Source organism: Pantoea sp. SGAir0180 (genome assembly GCF_043546245.1).
Map to the genome: position 1 here is coordinate 3042138 of NZ_CP028071.1, position 18596 is coordinate 3060733.

Sequence of the window (18596 nt, forward strand, 5' to 3'; positions counted from 1 at the left end):
AACAGGTCCTTATTTTTGCACCACGATGTTTTCCTGCGAAGGATCAACGTGCTGCATCTGCAGCTTCTCGGTGGCGATCCGCTCAACGCGGCTGTGATCGCCAAGGGCATTCTCTTCCAGAATCAAGTTGCGCCACTCAATGTCCAGCGCATCACGCTCAAGCACCAGTTGCTCTCGCTGGGCAGTCAGCAAGCGTGTTTTGTGCGTCGTTGTCACGACCAGCACGGCAGAAACCAGCACAGCAATCAGCAACAGAAAAGGGAGTTTCCCTTTACGCATAATGTCGCCCGCGATGACCGCGGGTAAGCTGTGCCGTTCGTTGCCAATCATGCGTCAGTTCGCTCCGCAATTCGTAAAACGGAACTGCGCGCACGGGGGTTCTCTTTCACCTCCGTGTCGCCAGGTACCATTTTGCCCAGCAGCTTCAACTGACGCCCACCCAGTGCATTCAGTTGCTGCTCGGTCATGGGTAAGCCATGGGGCACCTGCGGCCCGCGGCTCTGATCGCGCATAAACCGCTTCACCAACCGGTCTTCCAGCGAATGGAAGCTGATGACAGACAAACGCCCTTGCGGAGCCAGCACATCGACTGCACCTTTTAATGCGGTGTCGATCTCTTCCAGTTCGCTGTTGATCCAGATGCGAATGGCCTGGAAACTACGGGTCGCCGGGTGTTTGAACTTGTCTTTGACCGGTGTTGCTGCGGCAATCACCTCTGCCAGTTCTTTCGTGCGCGTCATCGGTTCATCCCGGTTGCGTTCCACAATCGCCCGCGCAATCCGCTTCGCAAATCGTTCTTCACCATAGGTTTTCAGCACAAAGGCGATATCGGCCTCTTCTGCCTGCATCAACCATTCGGCGGCAGAGTGGCCGCGCGTGGGATCCATGCGCATATCCAGCGGCCCGTCACGCATAAATGAAAACCCGCGTTCGGCATCATCCAACTGCGGGGATGACACGCCCAGATCCAGTAATATGCCGTCAATCTGACCTGCCAGTTCACGCTCTGCCACATACTCCGCCAGCGCGGAAAAGGGGCCATGAACAATGGAAAAACGCGGATCCTTTATTTCAGCGGCCGCGGCGATAGCTTGCGGATCACGGTCAATGGCGATGAGCTTTCCGTTGGCGCCAAGCTGCGCCAGAATCAAGCGTGAGTGACCGCCACGACCAAAGGTGCCGTCAATATAGATTCCGTCTTCCTTGATGTTGAGGCCATTCACTGCCTCATCCAACAGCACGGTGGTGTGTTTATAATTTTCCTGCATAGCTATAGCGATAAATCCTGCAACCGCTCAGATAAAGGCGACTGAGCTGACTGTTCTGCGTCAATATCATCCCTGACTTGTTGATACCAGGTCTGTTCATCCCACAGTTCAAACTTGTTGAACTGCCCAACCAGCATCACTTCTTTGCTTAAATTTGCATGCTGGCGAAGGGTATTCGCCAGCAATAAGCGGCCCGCATTATCCATCTGACACTCACTGGCATGTCCCAACAGTAAACGCTGCACGCGGCGCTCCATCGGATTCATGCTGGACAGACTCGCCAGTTTTTTCTCAATGATTTCCCATGCGGGTAAGGTGTAAAGCAACAGGCATGGCTGATGGAGGTCGATGGTACAAACCATCTGCCCCTGCGATTCCTCGTTCAGCAAATTACGGTAACGGGTTGGTACCGCCAGTCGTCCTTTGCTGTCGAGATTGACTAACGTTGCTCCACGGAACATGTCAGTCTCACCCCTCAGTTACCCATTTGCACCACTTTATCCCACTTTTTACCACAAAACGAGTTTAAGGATCGTAGGAAATCATTGTCAAGCCGGAGCGGCAGTAGAATATGATTATTTACCGAGGCGGGAATTAACACTGAAAAGGTTTCAAAACGCCGGAAGATGATTAATCAAAATTAAACTAATGAATAATTGAATAAAAAATTCAGCTCTGAAAAAAAACGGCGAAAATTAACACGTTTATTACGGTTGAATAATCCGATGCCGTTTTGAGACAGGGGACGCATTTTAGGGGATTTCTTAACGGAAGCCTAGCCACTCGCCTGATGTTAAGGGGCTAAACCAGCGTTAAGTTGTAAGTAAACAAGAATGGTCTGTTAACTTAATTTGTTAGAATGAATGTTAAACGCTTACGCTTTTTTACTTTGGACAAGAAAGAGTTTAAAAACAGCATTTAAACATCGGGGCAGACAAATCGCTGCCCGTATTATTAATTAGAAATTCTGCTTAATTGTCCGCGACGTAATAAATTGCGGCGAATACGCGTTAATCCAGGCTTGGGTTTACGCGGTTCATCGAGAGACGCTAATACCAATTCCAGTACCCGTTCGGCTACATCACGATGACGCTGGCCTACCGATAACACCGGGCACTCCAGGAAGTCCAGCAGCTCATGATCGCCAAAGGTGGCAATCGCCAGATTGGACGGCAGGCGGCCGTTACGCTTCAGAGTCACATCCATCACGCCCTGTAACAGGCCGAATGACGTGGTGAACAGCGCGTCTGGCATTGAGTGATCCTGCAAATACTTTTCGAACACGGCGGCCGACGCCGTGCGCTCAAAACTATTGCAATAGAGGAAGTCGATGGGACGCTCATCCCCTTTCCAGGCTTCTCTGAATCCCAGTTCACGCAGAAAGCTGACCGATAATTCTGGTAACGCGCCCATGAACAGAACGTTGCTGACCTTAAGCTGACGCAGTTCAGCCGCCAGGGCATACGCATCGTCCTGGTCAGCACCGACCACGCTGGTAAAGTGTTCACGATCCAGCGCGCGGTCCAGTGCGATGATGGGCAGGGGATTGTTAATCCAGCGCTGATAAAAAGGATGCTCAGGAGGAAGTGAAGTGGATACGATAATGGCGTCCACCTGGCGTTGCAGCAGATGCTCAATACAGCGCATTTCATTGTCAGGCTGATCTTCAGAACAGGCGATCAATAACTGGTAGCCACGCTGGCGGGCCTGACGCTCAAGATAGTTAGCAATACGTGTATAACTGGTGTTTTCCAGATCGGGAATCACCAGACCGATCGAGCGCGTGCGCCCGGCGCGCAGCCCTGCCGCCACAGCATTAGGATGATAGTTATGCTCGCGGACCACCGCCATGACTTTCTCAACGGTTTTATCGCTGACACGATACTGCCGTGCCTTTCCATTAATGACGTAACTGGCCGTGGTGCGCGATACACCCGCCAGGCGCGCAATTTCATCCAGTTTCACTGTAACCCCACCGTTAAGCGGGTCTGATAACCCGCAGATAAGCTATGGACATTCTTTTATCACATCTAACAGCAGAAAAGTGCGCGGAGCAACCGCTTTTCTGATGGTAAACCTTGTTCTGCACAAAAAAGAAAAAACCCGGCATTTCGCCGGGTTACATTCGTTTTAGATCGTTACGGCGCGTGATTAACGCATTATCCGTTCGCCACGTGAAACACCAACGATGCCGGAGCGCGCGACTTCTACAATTTCAGCCACTTCGCGTACCGTGCTTAAGAATGCATCCAGCTTATCACTGGTGCCTGCCAGCTGAACCGTGTAAAGCGAAGGCGTCACATCAATAATCTGGCCCCGGAAAATTTCTGCGCTGCGCTTTACCTCTTCGCGGCCATAACCTGTCGCCTGAATTTTCACCAGCATAATTTCACGTTCGACGTAAGCGCCCTGCCCTAACTCGGTCACACGCAAAACATCGACCAGTTTGTGCAGCTGTTTCTCAATCTGCTCCAGGACTTTCTGGTCGCCAACAGTCTGAATCGTCATGCGTGACAGCGTAGGATCGTCCGTGGGCGCAACCGTCAGGCTCTCAATGTTGTAGCCACGCTGTGAAAACAGGCCAACAACACGAGACAATGCGCCGGATTCGTTTTCCAGCAAAACCGATAAAATGCGACGCATAATTAAGTCCTCTCCGTTTTGCTCAACCACATCTCATCCATACTGCCACCGCGAATCTGCATCGGGTAAACATGCTCACTGCCGTCAACGTTAACATCAACAAACACCAGTCGTCCTTTTGCCAGAGTTTCCAGTGCCAGCGTCAGCTTCTCTTCCAGCTCCGCAGGATGACTGATGGCAATGCCTACGTGACCATAGGCCTCCGCCAGGCGAACGAAATCAGGCAATGATTCCATATAAGACTGAGAATGGCGGCCAGAGTAAATCATGTCCTGCCACTGTTTCACCATGCCCAGGAAACGGTTGTTCAGGTTCAGCACTAATACCGGCAGATCATACTGGAGCGCGGTCGAAAGCTCCTGAATGTTCATCTGAATACTGCCATCGCCCGTCACGCAAATCACGGTTTCGTCAGGCAGCGCCATTTTGACACCCAGCGCGGCAGGCAGGCCGAAGCCCATGGTGCCGAGGCCACCAGAGTTAATCCAGCGACGGGGTTTATCAAAGGTGTAGTAGAGCGCGGCAAACATCTGATGCTGCCCTACGTCCGATGTCACGTAAGCATCACCATTAGTAAGACGGCAGATGGTTTCGATCACGGCCTGGGGTTTGATTTTGTCACTGGTACGATCGTAGGCAAGGCACTGACGCCCGCGCCAGGTCTCAATCGACTGCCACCAGTCACGCAGACTGTCTAACTGCTGCTTCGCCTCCGTGTGATCAAGCAGTTCCAGCATCTGCTGTAACGTCTGTTTTGCATCGCCCACAATCGGAATATCCGCGGAAACCGTTTTGGAAATCGACGTCGGATCGATATCAATATGCATCACGGTGGCGTTCGGGCAGTATTTTGCCAGATTGTTGGTGGTGCGATCGTCAAAACGTACACCAACGCCGAAGATCAAATCGGCATTGTGCATCGTCATATTCGCTTCGTAGGTGCCGTGCATACCGAGCATACCTACGCACTGGCGATGGCTGCCAGGGAACGCACCCAGCCCCATCAGTGAAGTCGTGACCGGAATATTCAGGCGCTCAGCCAGCTGCAACAGCTCGGCTTCACACGACGACGTAATGGCACCGCCGCCGGCATAGATAACCGGCTTATGCGCCGCCAGTAAGGTTTGTAACGCACGCTTAATCTGGCCTTTATGGCCCTGAATTGTCGGATTATACGAGCGCATGCTCACTTCCTGCGGATAGTGATAAGGCAGCTTATTCGCAGGATTAAGGATATCTTTTGGCAGATCGATAACCACCGGTCCCGGGCGACCGCTGGATGCCAGCCAGAAAGCTTTTTTCAGTACCGTCGGGATCTCTTCGGTGTTTTTCACCAGAAAACTGTGTTTCACCACCGGGCGGGAAATCCCCACCATGTCACATTCCTGGAAGGCATCATAACCAATCAGCGAAGACGGCACCTGACCCGACAGAATGACTAACGGAATAGAATCCATATAGGCGGTCGCGATACCGGTGATCGCATTGGTTGCACCCGGCCCGGACGTCACCAGCACCACACCGACTTCACCGGTTGCGCGTGCCAGACCATCGGCCATGTGGACCGCACCCTGCTCGTGGCGGACCAGAACATGGTCGATGCCCCCCACAGTTTGCAGTGCATCATAGATATCGAGTACTGCGCCACCCGGATAACCGAACACTTGCTTCACGCCCTGGTCGATCAACGACCGGACGACCATTTCGGCTCCTGACAACATCTCCATTTTCTGCCTCCCGGCTTGAGGAACTGAATCCACTGGCGACGGCTTTTCCGCTAGCCATATGCATCCTGCCCTGTTTCGCCAATTAAAATCAAAACCTTATGTTTTTGCTAAGACCGCAGAACTCATTTCTGCGATCCAGATACAGAGAATTCTGCTGGGTTAATTTTTCTAAGAGTAGGTCGATTACCATAACCGTAGAAAAACGGGCTGGCAAACGCCAAACGCATTTGATGAAAGGCGGCGGGATTCAAAGCCTCTGCCCGCCAACTTTTGCCTGCGATTATTAAACTAAATAGGTTCAATAATGGCAGAGGAAAATGCTGTGAATGATATTTTTTGTAGCCATATCTAAGAAATAAAAAAAACCTATGACGAACGGACTCAGCCAGCCATCTTTTCCTCATGCGTTTTTATGGCGTAATTATCTTATAAAAATTTAAAGCGCATGAGATTATGCTGCCTGAGATGGCCTGATTATGGATAAAGCGATACTGGAATATTAATTTGTCATTATATTTCATCACCTTAAAAAGCAGCCTTTCTTCTGTAACCCCGTATCAGCAGTAATGAACGTCATGGGTTCTGTCCGCCTCGTTTAATACTCTGTGAGCGTCAAAAATATCAGAACATTTTTCTTTGTGGCGGCTGAAAATAACCCTTCGCTTATGGTTGACATCGATTGTTGATTCCAGTACCAATAGATGCAGCAAAAAATTCACGGGGTTTGAAACATGTCACGTTCTTTTCGTCTATCAGGTCTACTACTTATCGCAAATTCTCTGCGCGGTAGACTTGTGGGCGAAATCAAACACTGATTCGAACCTGCTAAAAGTTAAAAACCCGCGCCTGTCGCGGGTTTTTTTATGCTCGTTGCAAGGCAAGAAACGCAAAAGGATGAACACGATGAGCCAGCAAGTTATTATTTTCGATACCACTCTGCGTGATGGTGAACAGGCCTTACAGGCCAGCCTGAGTGTGAAAGAAAAACTGCAGATTGCGTTAGCGCTGGAACGTATGGGCATTGATGTGATGGAAGTCGGCTTCCCCGTCTCGTCACCAGGTGATTTTGAATCCGTACAAACCATTGCGCGTACTATTAAAAACAGTCGGGTTTGCGGCCTGGCGCGCTGCGTTGAGCAGGACATTGATGCCGCCTACGAATCATTGCGGGTTGCCGAGGCCTTCCGAATCCATACCTTTATTGCCACCTCGCCGATGCATATCGCCACGAAACTGCGCAGCACCTTACCCGAGGTAATTGAGCGGGCGGTGCGCATGGTAAAACGTGCCCGTAACTATACGGACGATGTTGAATTCTCCTGTGAAGACGGTGGTCGTACGCCCATTGACGACCTGTGCCGCATGGTCGAAGCCGCCATAAATGCGGGCGCAACCACCATCAATATCCCTGATACCGTTGGCTATACCCTGCCGAATGAATACGCCAACATTATCAGCCAGTTAATCAATCGCGTACCGAATATCGACAAAGCGATTCTGTCTGTGCACACACACGACGATTTAGGCATGGCCACCGGTAATGCGATTGCAGCGGTGCAGGCCGGGGCGCGTCAGGTGGAAGGGACATTGAACGGCCTGGGCGAACGTGCCGGTAACTGTGCGCTGGAAGAAGTGATCATGGCGATTAAAACCCGCCAGCAGATCATGAATGTTCATACTAACATTCACCATCATGAAATTTATCGTACCAGCCAGATGATTAGCCAGATCTGCAATATGCCGATTCCGGCCAACAAAGCGGTTGTCGGATCGAACGCGTTTGCCCACTCGTCGGGCATTCATCAGGACGGCGTGATTAAGAATCGTGAAAACTATGAAATCCTGACGCCAGAATCCATTGGCCTGCATAAAATTCAGCTTAATCTGACATCCCGTTCCGGTCGTGCAGCGGTAAAACATCGCATGGAAGAGATGGGCTACACAGAGAGCGAATACAATCTGGATTCCCTGTATGACGCTTTCCTGAAACTGGCGGACAAGAAAGGTCAGGTTTTTGACTACGACCTGGAAGCGCTGGCTTTCATCGACAAACAAAACGAAGAGCCTGAATTTTTCCAACTGAATGATTTCACTGTGCAGTCAGGCTCCAGTATTACGGCGACCGCGTCGGTTAATCTGGGCTGTGGCGAACAGACGAAATCAGAAGCGGCGACCGGGAACGGTCCGGTTGATGCGGTTTATCAGGCCATTAACCGAATTACCCAGTTCAATGCCGAGCTGGTTAATTACAAGCTGACGGCAAAAGGCCACGGCGAAAATGCCCTGGGCCAGGTCGATATTGTGGTGAGCTACAACAACCGCAAATTCCACGGCGTTGGCCTGGCAACAGATATCGTCGAATCGTCTGCCAAAGCGATGGTGAACGCCTTAAACAACATCTGGCGAGCCAAACAGGTCGAGAAAGAGTTACAGCGCAAGTCTAAAGATCAGAAGGAAACGGTGTAATCATGTCAAACTCTTCACATATCGCAGTACTGGCGGGCGACGGTATCGGCCCGGAAGTGATGGCGCAGGCTATAAAGGTATTAGATGCCGTTCGTCAGCGCTTTAATCTGCGTATTACCACCAGCGAATACGATGTGGGCGGCATCGCCATTGACCGCCATGGTGAACCGCTCCCCCCGGCCACTGTAGCCGGTTGTGAGCAGGCTAATGCGATTCTGTTCGGTTCCGTGGGCGGGCCAAAATGGGAGCACCTGCCCCCGGCTTCCCAGCCCGAACGTGGCGCGCTGCTTCCCCTGCGTAAGCATTTTAAACTGTTCAGTAACCTGCGCCCGGCGGCGCTGTACAGCGGTCTCGAAGCGTTTTGTCCACTGCGCAGCGATATCGCGGCACGCGGTTTCGACATTCTGTGTGTCCGTGAACTGACCGGCGGCATCTATTTTGGTCAGCCGAAAGGACGTGAAGGCAGCGGTCCGCATGAACGCGCGTTTGATACCGAAGTCTACCATCGCTTTGAAATCGAACGTATTGCACGTCAGGCTTTCGAGTCCGCCCGCAAGCGCCTCAACAAAGTGACCTCCGTGGATAAAGCCAACGTACTGCAAACCTCGGTCATGTGGCGCGAGATCGTCAACGAGATCGCGAAAGATTATCCCGATGTGCAGTTGAGCCATATGTACATCGACAATGCCACCATGCAGCTGATTAAAGATCCTTCTCAGTTCGACGTGCTGCTGTGCTCAAACCTGTTTGGCGACATTCTGTCAGACGAGTGCGCGATGATCACCGGTTCTATGGGCATGCTGCCCTCAGCCAGCCTGAGCGAAGACGGCTTTGGCCTCTACGAACCGGCTGGCGGCTCCGCACCGGATATCGCCGGGCAGAACATTGCCAACCCGATTGCTCAGATTTTGTCGCTGTCACTGCTGCTGCGCTACAGCCTGAACGCCGATGAGGCCGCTGCCAGTATTGAACGCGCCATCAGCCGTGCGTTAGCCGAAGGTTACCGCACCAAAGATTTAGCCGGTGATGGCCCTGCGATTAGCACCGATGAGATGGGCAGCATCATTGCTCGCTTTGTCGCCGAGGAAAAATAATAAAATGAAAACTTTATACCAGAAGTTATTTGATGCACATGTCGTTCACGAAGCGCCGAATGAAACGCCGCTGCTCTATATTGACCGTCACCTGATTCATGAGGTGACCTCACCGCAGGCGTTTGATGGCTTGCGGGCGCACGGTCGTAAAGTGCGCCAGCCGTCGAAAACCTTCGCCACCATGGATCACAACGTTTCTACCCAGACCAAAGATATTCATGCCTCGGGTGAAATGGCCCGTATTCAGATGCAGGAGCTGATCAAGAACTGTGCGGAATTTGGCGTGCAGTTATATGACCTGAATCACCCGTTCCAGGGCATCGTGCACGTCATCGGTCCGGAACAAGGCATGACCTTACCGGGCATGACCATTGTCTGCGGTGACTCGCACACGGCTACACACGGCGCTTTTGGCTCGCTGGCCTTCGGTATCGGTACCTCTGAAGTCGAGCACGTTTTTGCCACTCAAACCCTGAAACAGGGCCGTGCTAAAACCATGAAGATTGAAGTGACAGGTACGGTTGCGCCGGGCATTACGGCGAAAGATATCGTGCTGGCCATTATCGGCAAAACCGGCAGCGCGGGCGGTACCGGCCATGTTGTCGAATTCTGTGGTTCCGCGATCGAAGCGCTGAGCATGGAAGGCCGCATGACGCTGTGTAACATGGCTATCGAGATGGGCGCAAAAGCCGGTCTGGTGGCCCCCGATGAAACCACCTTCGCCTACCTGAAAGGACGCCAGTTTTCACCGGAAGGTGAGAAATGGGCGCAGGCCGTTGAATACTGGCGCACGCTGAAATCCGATCCGGACGCGAAATTTGACCGCGTCGTGACGCTGCGTGCAGAAGAGATCGCCCCGCAGGTTACCTGGGGAACGAACCCTGGGCAGGTTATCGCGGTGGATGCGCAGATTCCCGACCCGGCCTCGTTTGCGGATCCCGTGGAGCGGGCATCCGCAGAGAAGGCGCTGGCTTATATGAACCTGCAACCCGGTATCAAACTGACCGACGTCAGCATCGATAAAGTCTTTATTGGTTCCTGCACTAACTCGCGCATTGAAGATCTGCGCGCCGCCGCCGCGATTGCCAAAGGGCGTAAAGTTGCGCCGGGCGTTCAGGCTCTGGTGGTGCCAGGTTCAGGCCCGGTTAAAGCCCAGGCCGAAGCCGAAGGGCTGGATAAGATCTTTATTGAGGCCGGATTTGAATGGCGCCTGCCTGGCTGCTCCATGTGTCTGGCGATGAATAACGACCGCCTGAATCCCGGCGAGCGTTGTGCTTCAACCAGTAACCGTAACTTCGAAGGCCGCCAGGGCCGTGGCGGACGGACACATTTGGTCAGCCCGGCGATGGCCGCTGCTGCTGCCGTTAATGGCCATTTCGCTGATATTCGCAGCCTGACATAAGGACGCCATCATGGCAGAAAAATTTACGCAACATACGGGTTTGGTGGTGCCACTGGATGCCGCTAACGTCGACACCGACGCCATCATTCCAAAGCAGTTTTTGCAGAAAGTGACGCGTGTTGGTTTCGGTGCGCATCTGTTTAACGACTGGCGTTTCCTGGACGATCACGGCCTGGAGCCTAATCCGGATTTCGTGCTCAACTTCCCGGAGTACAAAGGGGCATCCATCCTGCTGGCACGTGAAAACTTTGGCTGTGGTTCGTCACGTGAGCATGCGCCATGGGCACTGACCGATTACGGTTTTAAAGTCGTCATCGCGCCGAGCTTTGCCGATATTTTTTATGGCAACAGCTTTAATAACCAACTGCTGCCGGTCACGTTGACTGAGGAGCAGGTAGACGAATTGTTTACCCTGGTAAAAGCCCGTCCGGGCATCCGCTTCGAAGTGGATCTGGAAGCGCAGGTGGTTAAAGCCGGCGACAAGACCTACAGCTTTAAGATTGATGATTTCCGTCGCCACTGCATGCTGAATGGACTGGACAGCATCGGCCTGACGCTGCAGCACGAAAGCGCGATTTCAGCTTACGAAAATAACCAGCCCGCCTTTATGCGCTAAGCTTCGTTATCACCGTACGGCCCGGTCTGCTGACCGGGCTTTTTTTTTGCCCTGCGCATCTCACAGGCGCGGATCACGCCTCTTTGACTCTTCTGATCATCACCAACGTAACCAGCGAAATCGCTGCAATCACCCAGTACACACTGCCGTGCCCAAAATGTTCAACCAGCGCACCCTGACATAGCCCCGCCAGGATAATCCCGGTCGAAATGCTGTTAGTAAACAGGGTGGTGGCCGCGCCCGCCCGTCCAGGCATCAGATCCTGAAACCACAACATGCCAATGCCTGCGACCACGCCGATAAACAGGGCGTTAAACACCTGCAGGATCAGCAGCGCCAGATGGCTGTGAAACAGGATAAGGCCGCTGTAGAACACGACGGCAGCAGCCACGGCGGCGGCCATCATATTCCGCTTGCCCCATCGTTTGGCGTAAAAGCCCGCCACGATCATGACCGGGATCTCCAGCCCGGCAGCCGTGCCCATTAAGATTCCGGCCAGATTTTCAGGTAAGCCCAGATCCGTACTGATCCATAACGGCATGTCGATGATATACATGGTGTTGCAGGTCCACATCAGCGTCGATGCGGCAAACAAAATACGCACATCACGAATACGCCAGCCACTCAGCGGAATTCCGCCTGACTGCATCAGGGACGCGGTGCGCGGCACCGAGGGCACCGTGAACCAGATCAGCAGAAAACAGAGAAAAAACAGCCCGGCGGCCACGCTGAACAACGTGACAAAGCCAAAATTCAGCGCCAGCGCAAATGACAATGGCGGGCCAATCACCCAGGCCAGCGAGACCTGAGCACGCATGACAGAGCTGAACATCACCACTTCGCGCGAAGCACTGTCGGCATATTCACGCGCCAGGGCAAAAAGCTGCGGCATGGCGACATTCGCCAGCGACGACAGCAGTACGCCCAGCGTTATCAGCGTCAGATAATGGCGGGTAAAGGCGAACAGGAGCGCGTTTGCCAATGCCAGCATGCAGCACAGCAAGATGATATTGCGGCGATCGCCGACCCGGTCAGAACGTTTTGCGATCATCATGCTCACCACAATCCCGGCAACGGCATTGAGGGTAAAAAACAGCCCAACCCACAGCGGCGGCACCTGCACTTCTCGCGATAAAAACAGGCTCAGCGTCGGTGCCTGAAGCGCGCCCGCTACGCCGAGGATAAAGGCGGTCACCATAAAAGCGAAAAACACCGGATTGAAACGGCGCGAGAATGCTAACAAAGATTTCATGCCTTATCCCTGACAGAACAACAATAGAAACGGGAAGCGTGTCCCCCGACCATAACCTGCAACGTAAAAAAAACCAGCAGAATAACTCTGCTGGCAAAATCGTAGCACACTACTCAGAAGGGACGGGCATCGCTGCCGTCCATGTCAGAGCGCCATCCATCGCTGAATGCCTCCCGCTCTTCCAATGCGAGAAAGTTTGCCTCTAAAATAGGGCAGGAAAAACAGAGCAGGTTTCAGAGGGAGTTCCTCTTTTATGTCGTCATCACGTCTGAAGCAGCAGTTCATTCGTCTGTGGCAGAGCTGTCAGGGGCAATCGCAGGAAACCACCCTGGGTGAGCTGGCCGACGCCCTGCACTGTTCACGTCGCCATATGCGGAACCTGCTTAACAGGATGCAGGAAGCCGGCTGGCTCACCTGGCAGGCGGAGGCCGGACGGGGCAAGCGATCCGTGCTCACCTTCTGCTACACCGGACTAACCTTGCAGCAGCAGCGCGCTGAAGACCTGCTGGAACAGGATCGTATTGATCAACTGGTGCAGCTTGTCGGCGATAAAGATCAGGTCAGACAGATGATCAGCGCGCATCTGGGCCGCAGTTTCCGGCAGGGAAAACATATTCTGCGCGTCCTCTACTATCGCCCTCTGCTCAATCTGCTGCCTGGATCGCCCCTGCGTCGGTCAGAAACCCATATCGCTCGTCAGATTTTTAGCGGTCTGACACGCATAAATGAGGAAAAAGGGGAAATCGAAGCCGATATCGCTCATCACTGGCAGCAACATTCGGATCGACACTGGCGCTTTTATTTACGTCCGGCTATCCGTTTCCATCATGGCCGGGAACTCGACATGGACGATGTGATTGCCAGCCTTGAGCGCCTGCGCCAGCATCCGCTGTTTTGCCATCTTCAGCGACTTGACTCCCCTGCCCCCTGGACGCTGGATATCTATTTAGATCAGCCCGACAGCTGGCTACCCTGGCTGTTGGGCAGCGTCAGCGCCATGATTCTGCCGCGCGAGTGGCCCGATATGCGCGATTTTGCCCGTCAGCCCATAGGGACAGGGCCCTATCGGGTCATCCGCAATCAGCAAAGTCAGCTGAAGATCGAAGCCTTCGACGACTACTTTGGCTATCGCGCCTTGATCGATGACGTGTCGGTATGGGTGCTGCCCGAGATCAGTGACGAAGTGGTTTATGCCGGTGTTCGCCTGCAGGGCGAACAGGCCGATGAGAAACAGGAAGAGAGTCGGCTTGAAGAGGGCTGCTACTTTTTACTGTTTGACCAGCGCTCCGCGAAGGCAGGCGAACCGGGCATTCGACGCTGGCTTAGCTTCCTGCTTAACCCCATCGCCTTACTGAACAATGCGGATCTGGGCTACCAGCGTTACTGGTTTCCTGCTTACGGCCTGCTGCCCCGCTGGCACCACCGGCGTGATTTGACACCGGTAGAAAAACCCGCAGGCCTGACACACCTGACGCTGACCGTTTATAACCAGCACATTGAGCACGTCAGTATCACCGATGCCTTGCGTCCACTACTGGCGCAACACGACGTGACGCTGGACGTGCGTGAGGTCAGTTATGAATCCTGGCATCAGGGCACAGGTGAAAGCGATATCTGGCTCGGCAGCGTCAACTTTACCCTGCCCCTGGACTATTCTCTGTTTGCGCTGTTATACGAAGTCCCGTTGTTGCAGCACTGCCTGCCGGTGAACTGGCAGCAGGATGCTGCGCGCTGGCGTGAGAAAACGCTCCCCCTTGCTGAATGGGCGAAACAGCTGGTTGAAAGCAACTGGCTTCATCCGTTGTTTCATCACTGGCTGCTGCTGGAAGGCCAGCGCAGTATGCGCGGAGTACGGATGAATACGCTGGGGTGGTTTGACTTTAAATCCGCCTGGTTTGCACCGCCCACGCTGTGATCCTTTCCCGGCGGGCATTAAATGACTAGAATGTGACGTTCTCAACGGGGTGCCTCTTTCCATCATGCCAGAGCGCTGAGATATACCCGTCGAACCTGAATCGGTTAATGCCGACGTAGGGATTTGAGAGGCAACTTTGCTCAGATCCTTTGCGACTCAACCCTGCCGCTATAGGAGCGCAAAGTGTTAAAAAACGTCCTGCCCGTGCTGCTGTTACTCTCTGCCCCGGTCTTCGCGGCCAAACCTGTCCTGACGGTTTACACCTATGATTCGTTTTCCGCTGACTGGGGACCGGGTCCGGCCGTTAAAAAAGCCTTTGAAGCCCAGTGCGGTTGCGAACTGAAATATGTGGCCCTGGAAGACGGGGTTTCGCTGCTGAATCGCGTCCGTCTGGAAGGCAAGAACAGCAAGGCCGATGTGGTCTTAGGGCTGGATAACAACCTCCTGCAGGCCGCGCAACAAACCGGGCTGTTTGCCAAAAGCGACGTTGATACCGGTAAATTGCAGGTTCCCGGCGGCTGGAAGGACACCACCTTTGTGCCCTTCGATTACGGCTACTTCGCGTTCGTCTATAACAAAAACACGCTGAAAAACCCACCAAAGAGCCTCAAAGAACTGGTCGAAAGCCCCGAAAAATGGCGCGTGATTTATGAAGATCCCCGCACCAGCACGCCGGGCCTTGGCCTGCTGCTGTGGATGCAAAAAGTCTACGGAGACAAGGCGCCTGAAGCCTGGCAAAAGCTGGCAAAGAAAACCGTCACGGTGACCAAAGGGTGGAGTGAAGCCTACGGTCTGTTTCTGAAAGGCGAGAGCGATCTGGTGTTGAGCTATACCACGTCGCCGGCTTATCACATTATTGAAGAGAAGAAAGATAACTATGCCGCGGCACCGTTTGCCGAAGGCAACTATCTGCAGGTGGAAGTGGCAGCCCGCCTGGCTAACAGCAAACAACCAAAACTGGCAGAGCAGTTTATGCAGTTCATGGTCACGCCCGCTTTCCAGAATACGATTCCAACCGGCAACTGGATGTACCCGGTGATCAAAACCGACCTGCCTGCAGGCTTTGCTTCACTCAGCGTGCCGAAGACGGCATTACAGTTTTCGCCTGAAGCCGTCGCCAGCCACCGTTCACAATGGGTCAGCCAATGGCAACGCGCCGTGAGTCGCTGATCCCCTTCTGGCTGATTCCGGGTTCACTCGCCACGTTGCTGCTTTGCAGCGTGGCGTTGTCAGCTTTTGCTGCACTGTGGATGGCGGCCCCGGCGACCGACTGGCGTGCGGTTCTGCAGGATACCTATCTGCATCATGTGATTGGCTTTTCATTTACGCAGGCGCTGCTCTCCGCCCTGCTCTCTTTGCTGCCGGCCATTCCGCTGTCCCGGGCTCTCTATCGACGCCGTTTTCCTGGCCGTCAGGGATTATTACGCCTGTGCGCCATGACGCTGGTCTTGCCGGTGCTGGTCGCGGTATTTGGTCTGCTCACTGTCTATGGTCGGGTGGGCTGGCTGGCCCGGCTTTGCGCCTGGTTTGGCGTGGACTATCACTTCTCGCCTTACGGGCTTCAGGGCATTTTACTGGCCCATGTTTTTTTCAACCTGCCGCTGGCCACGCGCCTGATGCTGCAGGCGCTGGAAAGCATTCCGGCCGAACAGCGTCAGCTTGCTGCACAGCTGAATATCCGTGGCTGGCATCACTTTCGGCTCCTTGAATGGCCGTGGCTACGTCGCCAGTTACTGCCTACCGGTGCGTTGATTTTCATGCTCTGCTTCGCCAGTTTTGCCACGGTTCTTTCACTGGGTGGCGGGCCGCGGGCCACCACTATCGAACTGGCCATTTTTCAGGCTTTAAGTTACGACTACGATCCGGGACGCGCCGCACTCCTGGCGTTGATTCAGCTTTGCTGCTGCCTGGTATTGGTGCTTCTCAGTCAGCGCTTCAGTCACGCCATTCCCGCTGGCAACACGCAGCGCCAGGGCTGGCGCGATCCGCAGGATTCCGTGCTGGCGCGCATCAGTGACATTGCTCTCATCGGTTTAGCCTTGCTGTTACTGCTACCGCCCCTGATCGCAGTGATTATTAATGGCCTGGACGGCGGACTGCGCGGCGCCTTGCAACAACCGGCGTTGTGGCAGGCAACATTCACCTCACTGCGCATCGCCCTAGGCGCTGGCGTGCTGTGCGTGTTACTGACGACCATGCTGCTCTGGAGCAGCCGCGAACTGCGCCTGCGCCAGCGTAAACTTGCCGCACAATTTATGGACACCAGCGGCATGCTGATTCTGGCCATGCCGGGTATCGTGCTGGCAACCGGCTTTTTCCTGCTGCTGAATGCCACTACAGGGCTGCCCGATGCGGCGGATGGCGTAGTGATGTTCGCCAATGCACTGATCGCCATTCCCTATGCCCTGAAAGTGCTGGAAAACCCGATGCGGGATATCGCAGAACGCTACAACCACCTGTGCGGCGCATTAGGGATCAGCGGATGGAACCGCCTGACGCTGATAGAACTCCGTGCACTGAAGCGGCCACTGGCACAGGCGCTGGCGTTTGCCTGCGTACTGTCAATTGGAGACTTTGGCGTCGTGGCGCTGTTCGGTAACGCCGATTTCCGTACGCTGCCGTTCTACCTCTATCAGCAGATTGGTGCCTATCGTGGGGCCGACGGAGCCGTTACCGCATTACTGTTGCTGGTGCTCTGCCTGTCTCTGTTTACTCTGATGGAAAAATTACCGGGTCGCCATGCTGACACTGAATAATCTGACTTACCTGTATCAGCATTTGCCGATGCGTTTTTCCCTTCACGCCGGGCGCGGCGAACGGCTGGCGATTCTTGGTCCAAGCGGCGCGGGTAAGAGTACGTTGTTAAATCTGATTGCCGGCTTTCTGCCCGTCAGCCAGGGCAGTCTGATAATGGATGGCGTCGATCATACCCACAGCGTGCCCGCTCAGCGCCCGGTATCGATGCTGTTTCAGGAAAACAACCTGTTTCCGCATCTCAGCGTGGAACAGAATCTGGGGCTGGGCTTACATCCCGGGCTCAGGCTGACTGCGGACCAGCGTCAGCAGGTAGCCACCATTGCACAGCAGGTCGGGCTCAGTGAGATGCTGTCGCGCCTGCCAGGCCAGCTCTCAGGTGGACAACGTCAGCGCGTAGCGCTGGCACGCTGCCTGCTGCGCGAGCGGCCGGTATTACTGCTGGATGAACCTTTCTCGGCGCTTGATCCGGCACTGCGTGGCGAGATGCTCAACCTGGTGCGTACCGTCTGCGAAGCCCGTGAAATCACATTACTTATGGTGTCGCACAGTCTTGAAGATGCGCAGCAGATTGCGCCACGCAGCGTGGTGGTGGTAGATGGACGGGTTTACTGGGATGGCGCAACAGACCGGCTGCTGTCAGGGGACGTGCGGGAAGCCGATGTACTCGGCATCCCACGTCGTTAACCGATAAAGACCTGCCACAGCAGGTGGCGGAAAACTGGCATCATCGGGTGAAACTGAATACCGACGAAGGCCGCAACGGCCACGACCAGGCCCAGTGGCGCAAGCCAGCGCAGTCGTTCAGGCGGCAAATACGCGGTGGCCCAGTCGCGGGTCTTTTCACCGCGCCACCAGCGCCAGCACAGCCAGCATCCCAGCCACACCACAAGGGCAACGGCAACCAGCAGCCAGATAAAGTGACCGCCCTGGGCTTCTTTCGGGACATCAATCGCCACGCCTGCCAGAATCCCCGGCAACAGATAAAGCGGGGGCCATAAAATACAGCCGATCAGATTGGGGGGCAGAAACTTGCGTACCGGCAATTCCAGCATACCTGCCGCCAGCGGGATCAGCGGGCGAGTGGGTCCCACAAAACGGCCGACCAGAATGGTAAACATGCTGTGCTGATACAGCGCATGTTCGGTTTTATCCAGCAGCCCTTTGTATTTTTGCAGGTATTTCCAGCGATGAAGCGGCCCCTGAAATTTCCAGCCAATCCCGTAAGAAACCCAGTCGCCAAGCAGACAACCGACGAAGCCAGCGGCCCAGGCGGGATACAAACCGATCTGCCCACTGCCCACCAGCGCGCCAAGGCTCGCCATCATCACGGTGCCGGGGAGCAGCAGCCCCACAAACGCCAGTGACTCCAGAAACGTCACCAGCGCCACGGCAAACAGCGCCCACTCCAGCGACTGTGTAATCAGGTGTTGAACCCAGGCTTCCATATCAATCCTCA

At 54.3% G+C, this 18596-nt stretch carries 16 protein-coding genes and 1 riboswitch; of the genes, 8 read left to right on the top strand and 8 right to left on the bottom strand.

Going from position 1 to position 18596, the window contains the following annotated elements; translation table 11 throughout:
- Positions 1-9 precede the first annotated feature (9 nt).
- The 6 genes from ftsL to ilvI form a co-directional block, all read right to left on the bottom strand.
- A complete protein-coding gene (ftsL, locus tag C1N58_RS14405) occupies positions 10-330 on the bottom strand; it encodes a cell division protein FtsL (protein ID WP_006117670.1) in 321 nt (106 codons plus the stop codon).
- Positions 327-1268, bottom strand: a complete 942-nt coding sequence (rsmH, locus tag C1N58_RS14410) for a 16S rRNA (cytosine(1402)-N(4))-methyltransferase RsmH (RefSeq protein ID WP_054688155.1) — start codon at positions 1266-1268, stop codon at positions 327-329. Before rsmH ends, ftsL begins: the two co-directional genes overlap by 4 nt.
- A gap of 2 nt (positions 1269-1270) precedes the next feature.
- The gene (gene mraZ / locus C1N58_RS14415) at positions 1271-1729 is read right to left on the bottom strand and encodes a division/cell wall cluster transcriptional repressor MraZ (RefSeq protein ID WP_006117668.1); all 459 of its coding nucleotides are present in this window, start codon (positions 1727-1729) and stop codon (positions 1271-1273) included.
- Positions 1730-2222: 493 nt separating this feature from the next.
- Positions 2223-3233, bottom strand: coding sequence for a catabolite repressor/activator (cra, locus tag C1N58_RS14420; protein ID WP_006117666.1), 1011 nt, complete (start codon positions 3231-3233; stop codon positions 2223-2225).
- A gap of 186 nt (positions 3234-3419) precedes the next feature.
- Complete coding sequence (ilvN, locus tag C1N58_RS14425; RefSeq protein WP_006117664.1) at positions 3420-3911, bottom strand: acetolactate synthase small subunit; 492 nt, start codon at positions 3909-3911, stop codon at positions 3420-3422.
- 2 nt (positions 3912-3913) lie between these two features.
- Positions 3914-5638, bottom strand: a complete 1725-nt coding sequence (gene ilvI, locus C1N58_RS14430; protein WP_006117663.1) for an acetolactate synthase 3 large subunit — start codon at positions 5636-5638, stop codon at positions 3914-3916.
- 903 nt (positions 5639-6541) lie between these two features.
- Between ilvI and leuA the strand changes: the two genes are divergently transcribed.
- From leuA to leuD, 4 genes are read left to right on the top strand one after another with little or no spacing between them, the layout of a single operon-like run.
- The gene (gene leuA / locus C1N58_RS14435; protein WP_394564268.1) at positions 6542-8104 is read left to right on the top strand and encodes a 2-isopropylmalate synthase; all 1563 of its coding nucleotides are present in this window, start codon (positions 6542-6544) and stop codon (positions 8102-8104) included.
- 2 nt (positions 8105-8106) lie between these two features.
- The gene (leuB, locus tag C1N58_RS14440; protein WP_394564269.1) at positions 8107-9198 is read left to right on the top strand and encodes a 3-isopropylmalate dehydrogenase; all 1092 of its coding nucleotides are present in this window, start codon (positions 8107-8109) and stop codon (positions 9196-9198) included.
- 4 nt (positions 9199-9202) lie between these two features.
- Positions 9203-10600 carry a 3-isopropylmalate dehydratase large subunit gene (gene leuC, locus C1N58_RS14445; RefSeq protein ID WP_006117660.1) on the top strand — a complete coding sequence of 466 codons (1398 nt, stop codon included), beginning with the start codon at positions 9203-9205 and terminating at the stop codon, positions 10598-10600.
- A 10-nt stretch (positions 10601-10610) separates the two neighbouring features.
- Positions 10611-11216, top strand: coding sequence for a 3-isopropylmalate dehydratase small subunit (gene leuD, locus C1N58_RS14450; RefSeq protein WP_033740246.1), 606 nt, complete (start codon positions 10611-10613; stop codon positions 11214-11216).
- 73 nt (positions 11217-11289) lie between these two features.
- Here the strand turns inward: leuD and C1N58_RS14455 are convergent, their stop codons facing one another.
- Complete coding sequence (locus tag C1N58_RS14455) at positions 11290-12468, bottom strand: MFS transporter (protein WP_033740244.1); 1179 nt, start codon at positions 12466-12468, stop codon at positions 11290-11292.
- 253 nt (positions 12469-12721) lie between these two features.
- Between C1N58_RS14455 and sgrR the strand changes: the two genes are divergently transcribed.
- The 4 genes from sgrR (at position 12722) to thiQ (ending at position 17824) form a co-directional block, all read left to right on the top strand.
- Positions 12722-14383 carry an HTH-type transcriptional regulator SgrR gene (gene sgrR / locus C1N58_RS14460; protein ID WP_033740242.1) on the top strand — a complete coding sequence of 554 codons (1662 nt, stop codon included), beginning with the start codon at positions 12722-12724 and terminating at the stop codon, positions 14381-14383.
- Positions 14384-14418: 35 nt separating this feature from the next.
- A riboswitch (TPP riboswitch) is annotated at positions 14419-14523 on the top strand.
- Between the two features lie 43 nt (positions 14524-14566).
- Positions 14567-15553, top strand: coding sequence for a thiamine ABC transporter substrate binding subunit (thiB, locus tag C1N58_RS14465; RefSeq protein ID WP_054634688.1), 987 nt, complete (start codon positions 14567-14569; stop codon positions 15551-15553).
- Positions 15529-17139: a thiamine/thiamine pyrophosphate ABC transporter permease ThiP gene (thiP, locus tag C1N58_RS14470; RefSeq protein ID WP_054634506.1), complete on the top strand. Its 1611-nt coding sequence runs from the start codon at positions 15529-15531 to the stop codon at positions 17137-17139. Before thiB ends, thiP begins: the two co-directional genes overlap by 25 nt.
- The gene (thiQ, locus tag C1N58_RS14475) at positions 17123-17824 is read left to right on the top strand and encodes a thiamine ABC transporter ATP-binding protein ThiQ (RefSeq protein ID WP_006117655.1); all 702 of its coding nucleotides are present in this window, start codon (positions 17123-17125) and stop codon (positions 17822-17824) included. Before thiP ends, thiQ begins: the two co-directional genes overlap by 17 nt.
- On the opposite strand, the gene C1N58_RS14480 is transcribed toward thiQ, so the two are convergent.
- Positions 17821-18585 carry a DedA family protein gene (locus C1N58_RS14480; protein WP_006117654.1) on the bottom strand — a complete coding sequence of 255 codons (765 nt, stop codon included), beginning with the start codon at positions 18583-18585 and terminating at the stop codon, positions 17821-17823. The genes thiQ and C1N58_RS14480 overlap by 4 nt on opposite strands.
- Positions 18586-18596: the final 11 nt, after the last annotated feature.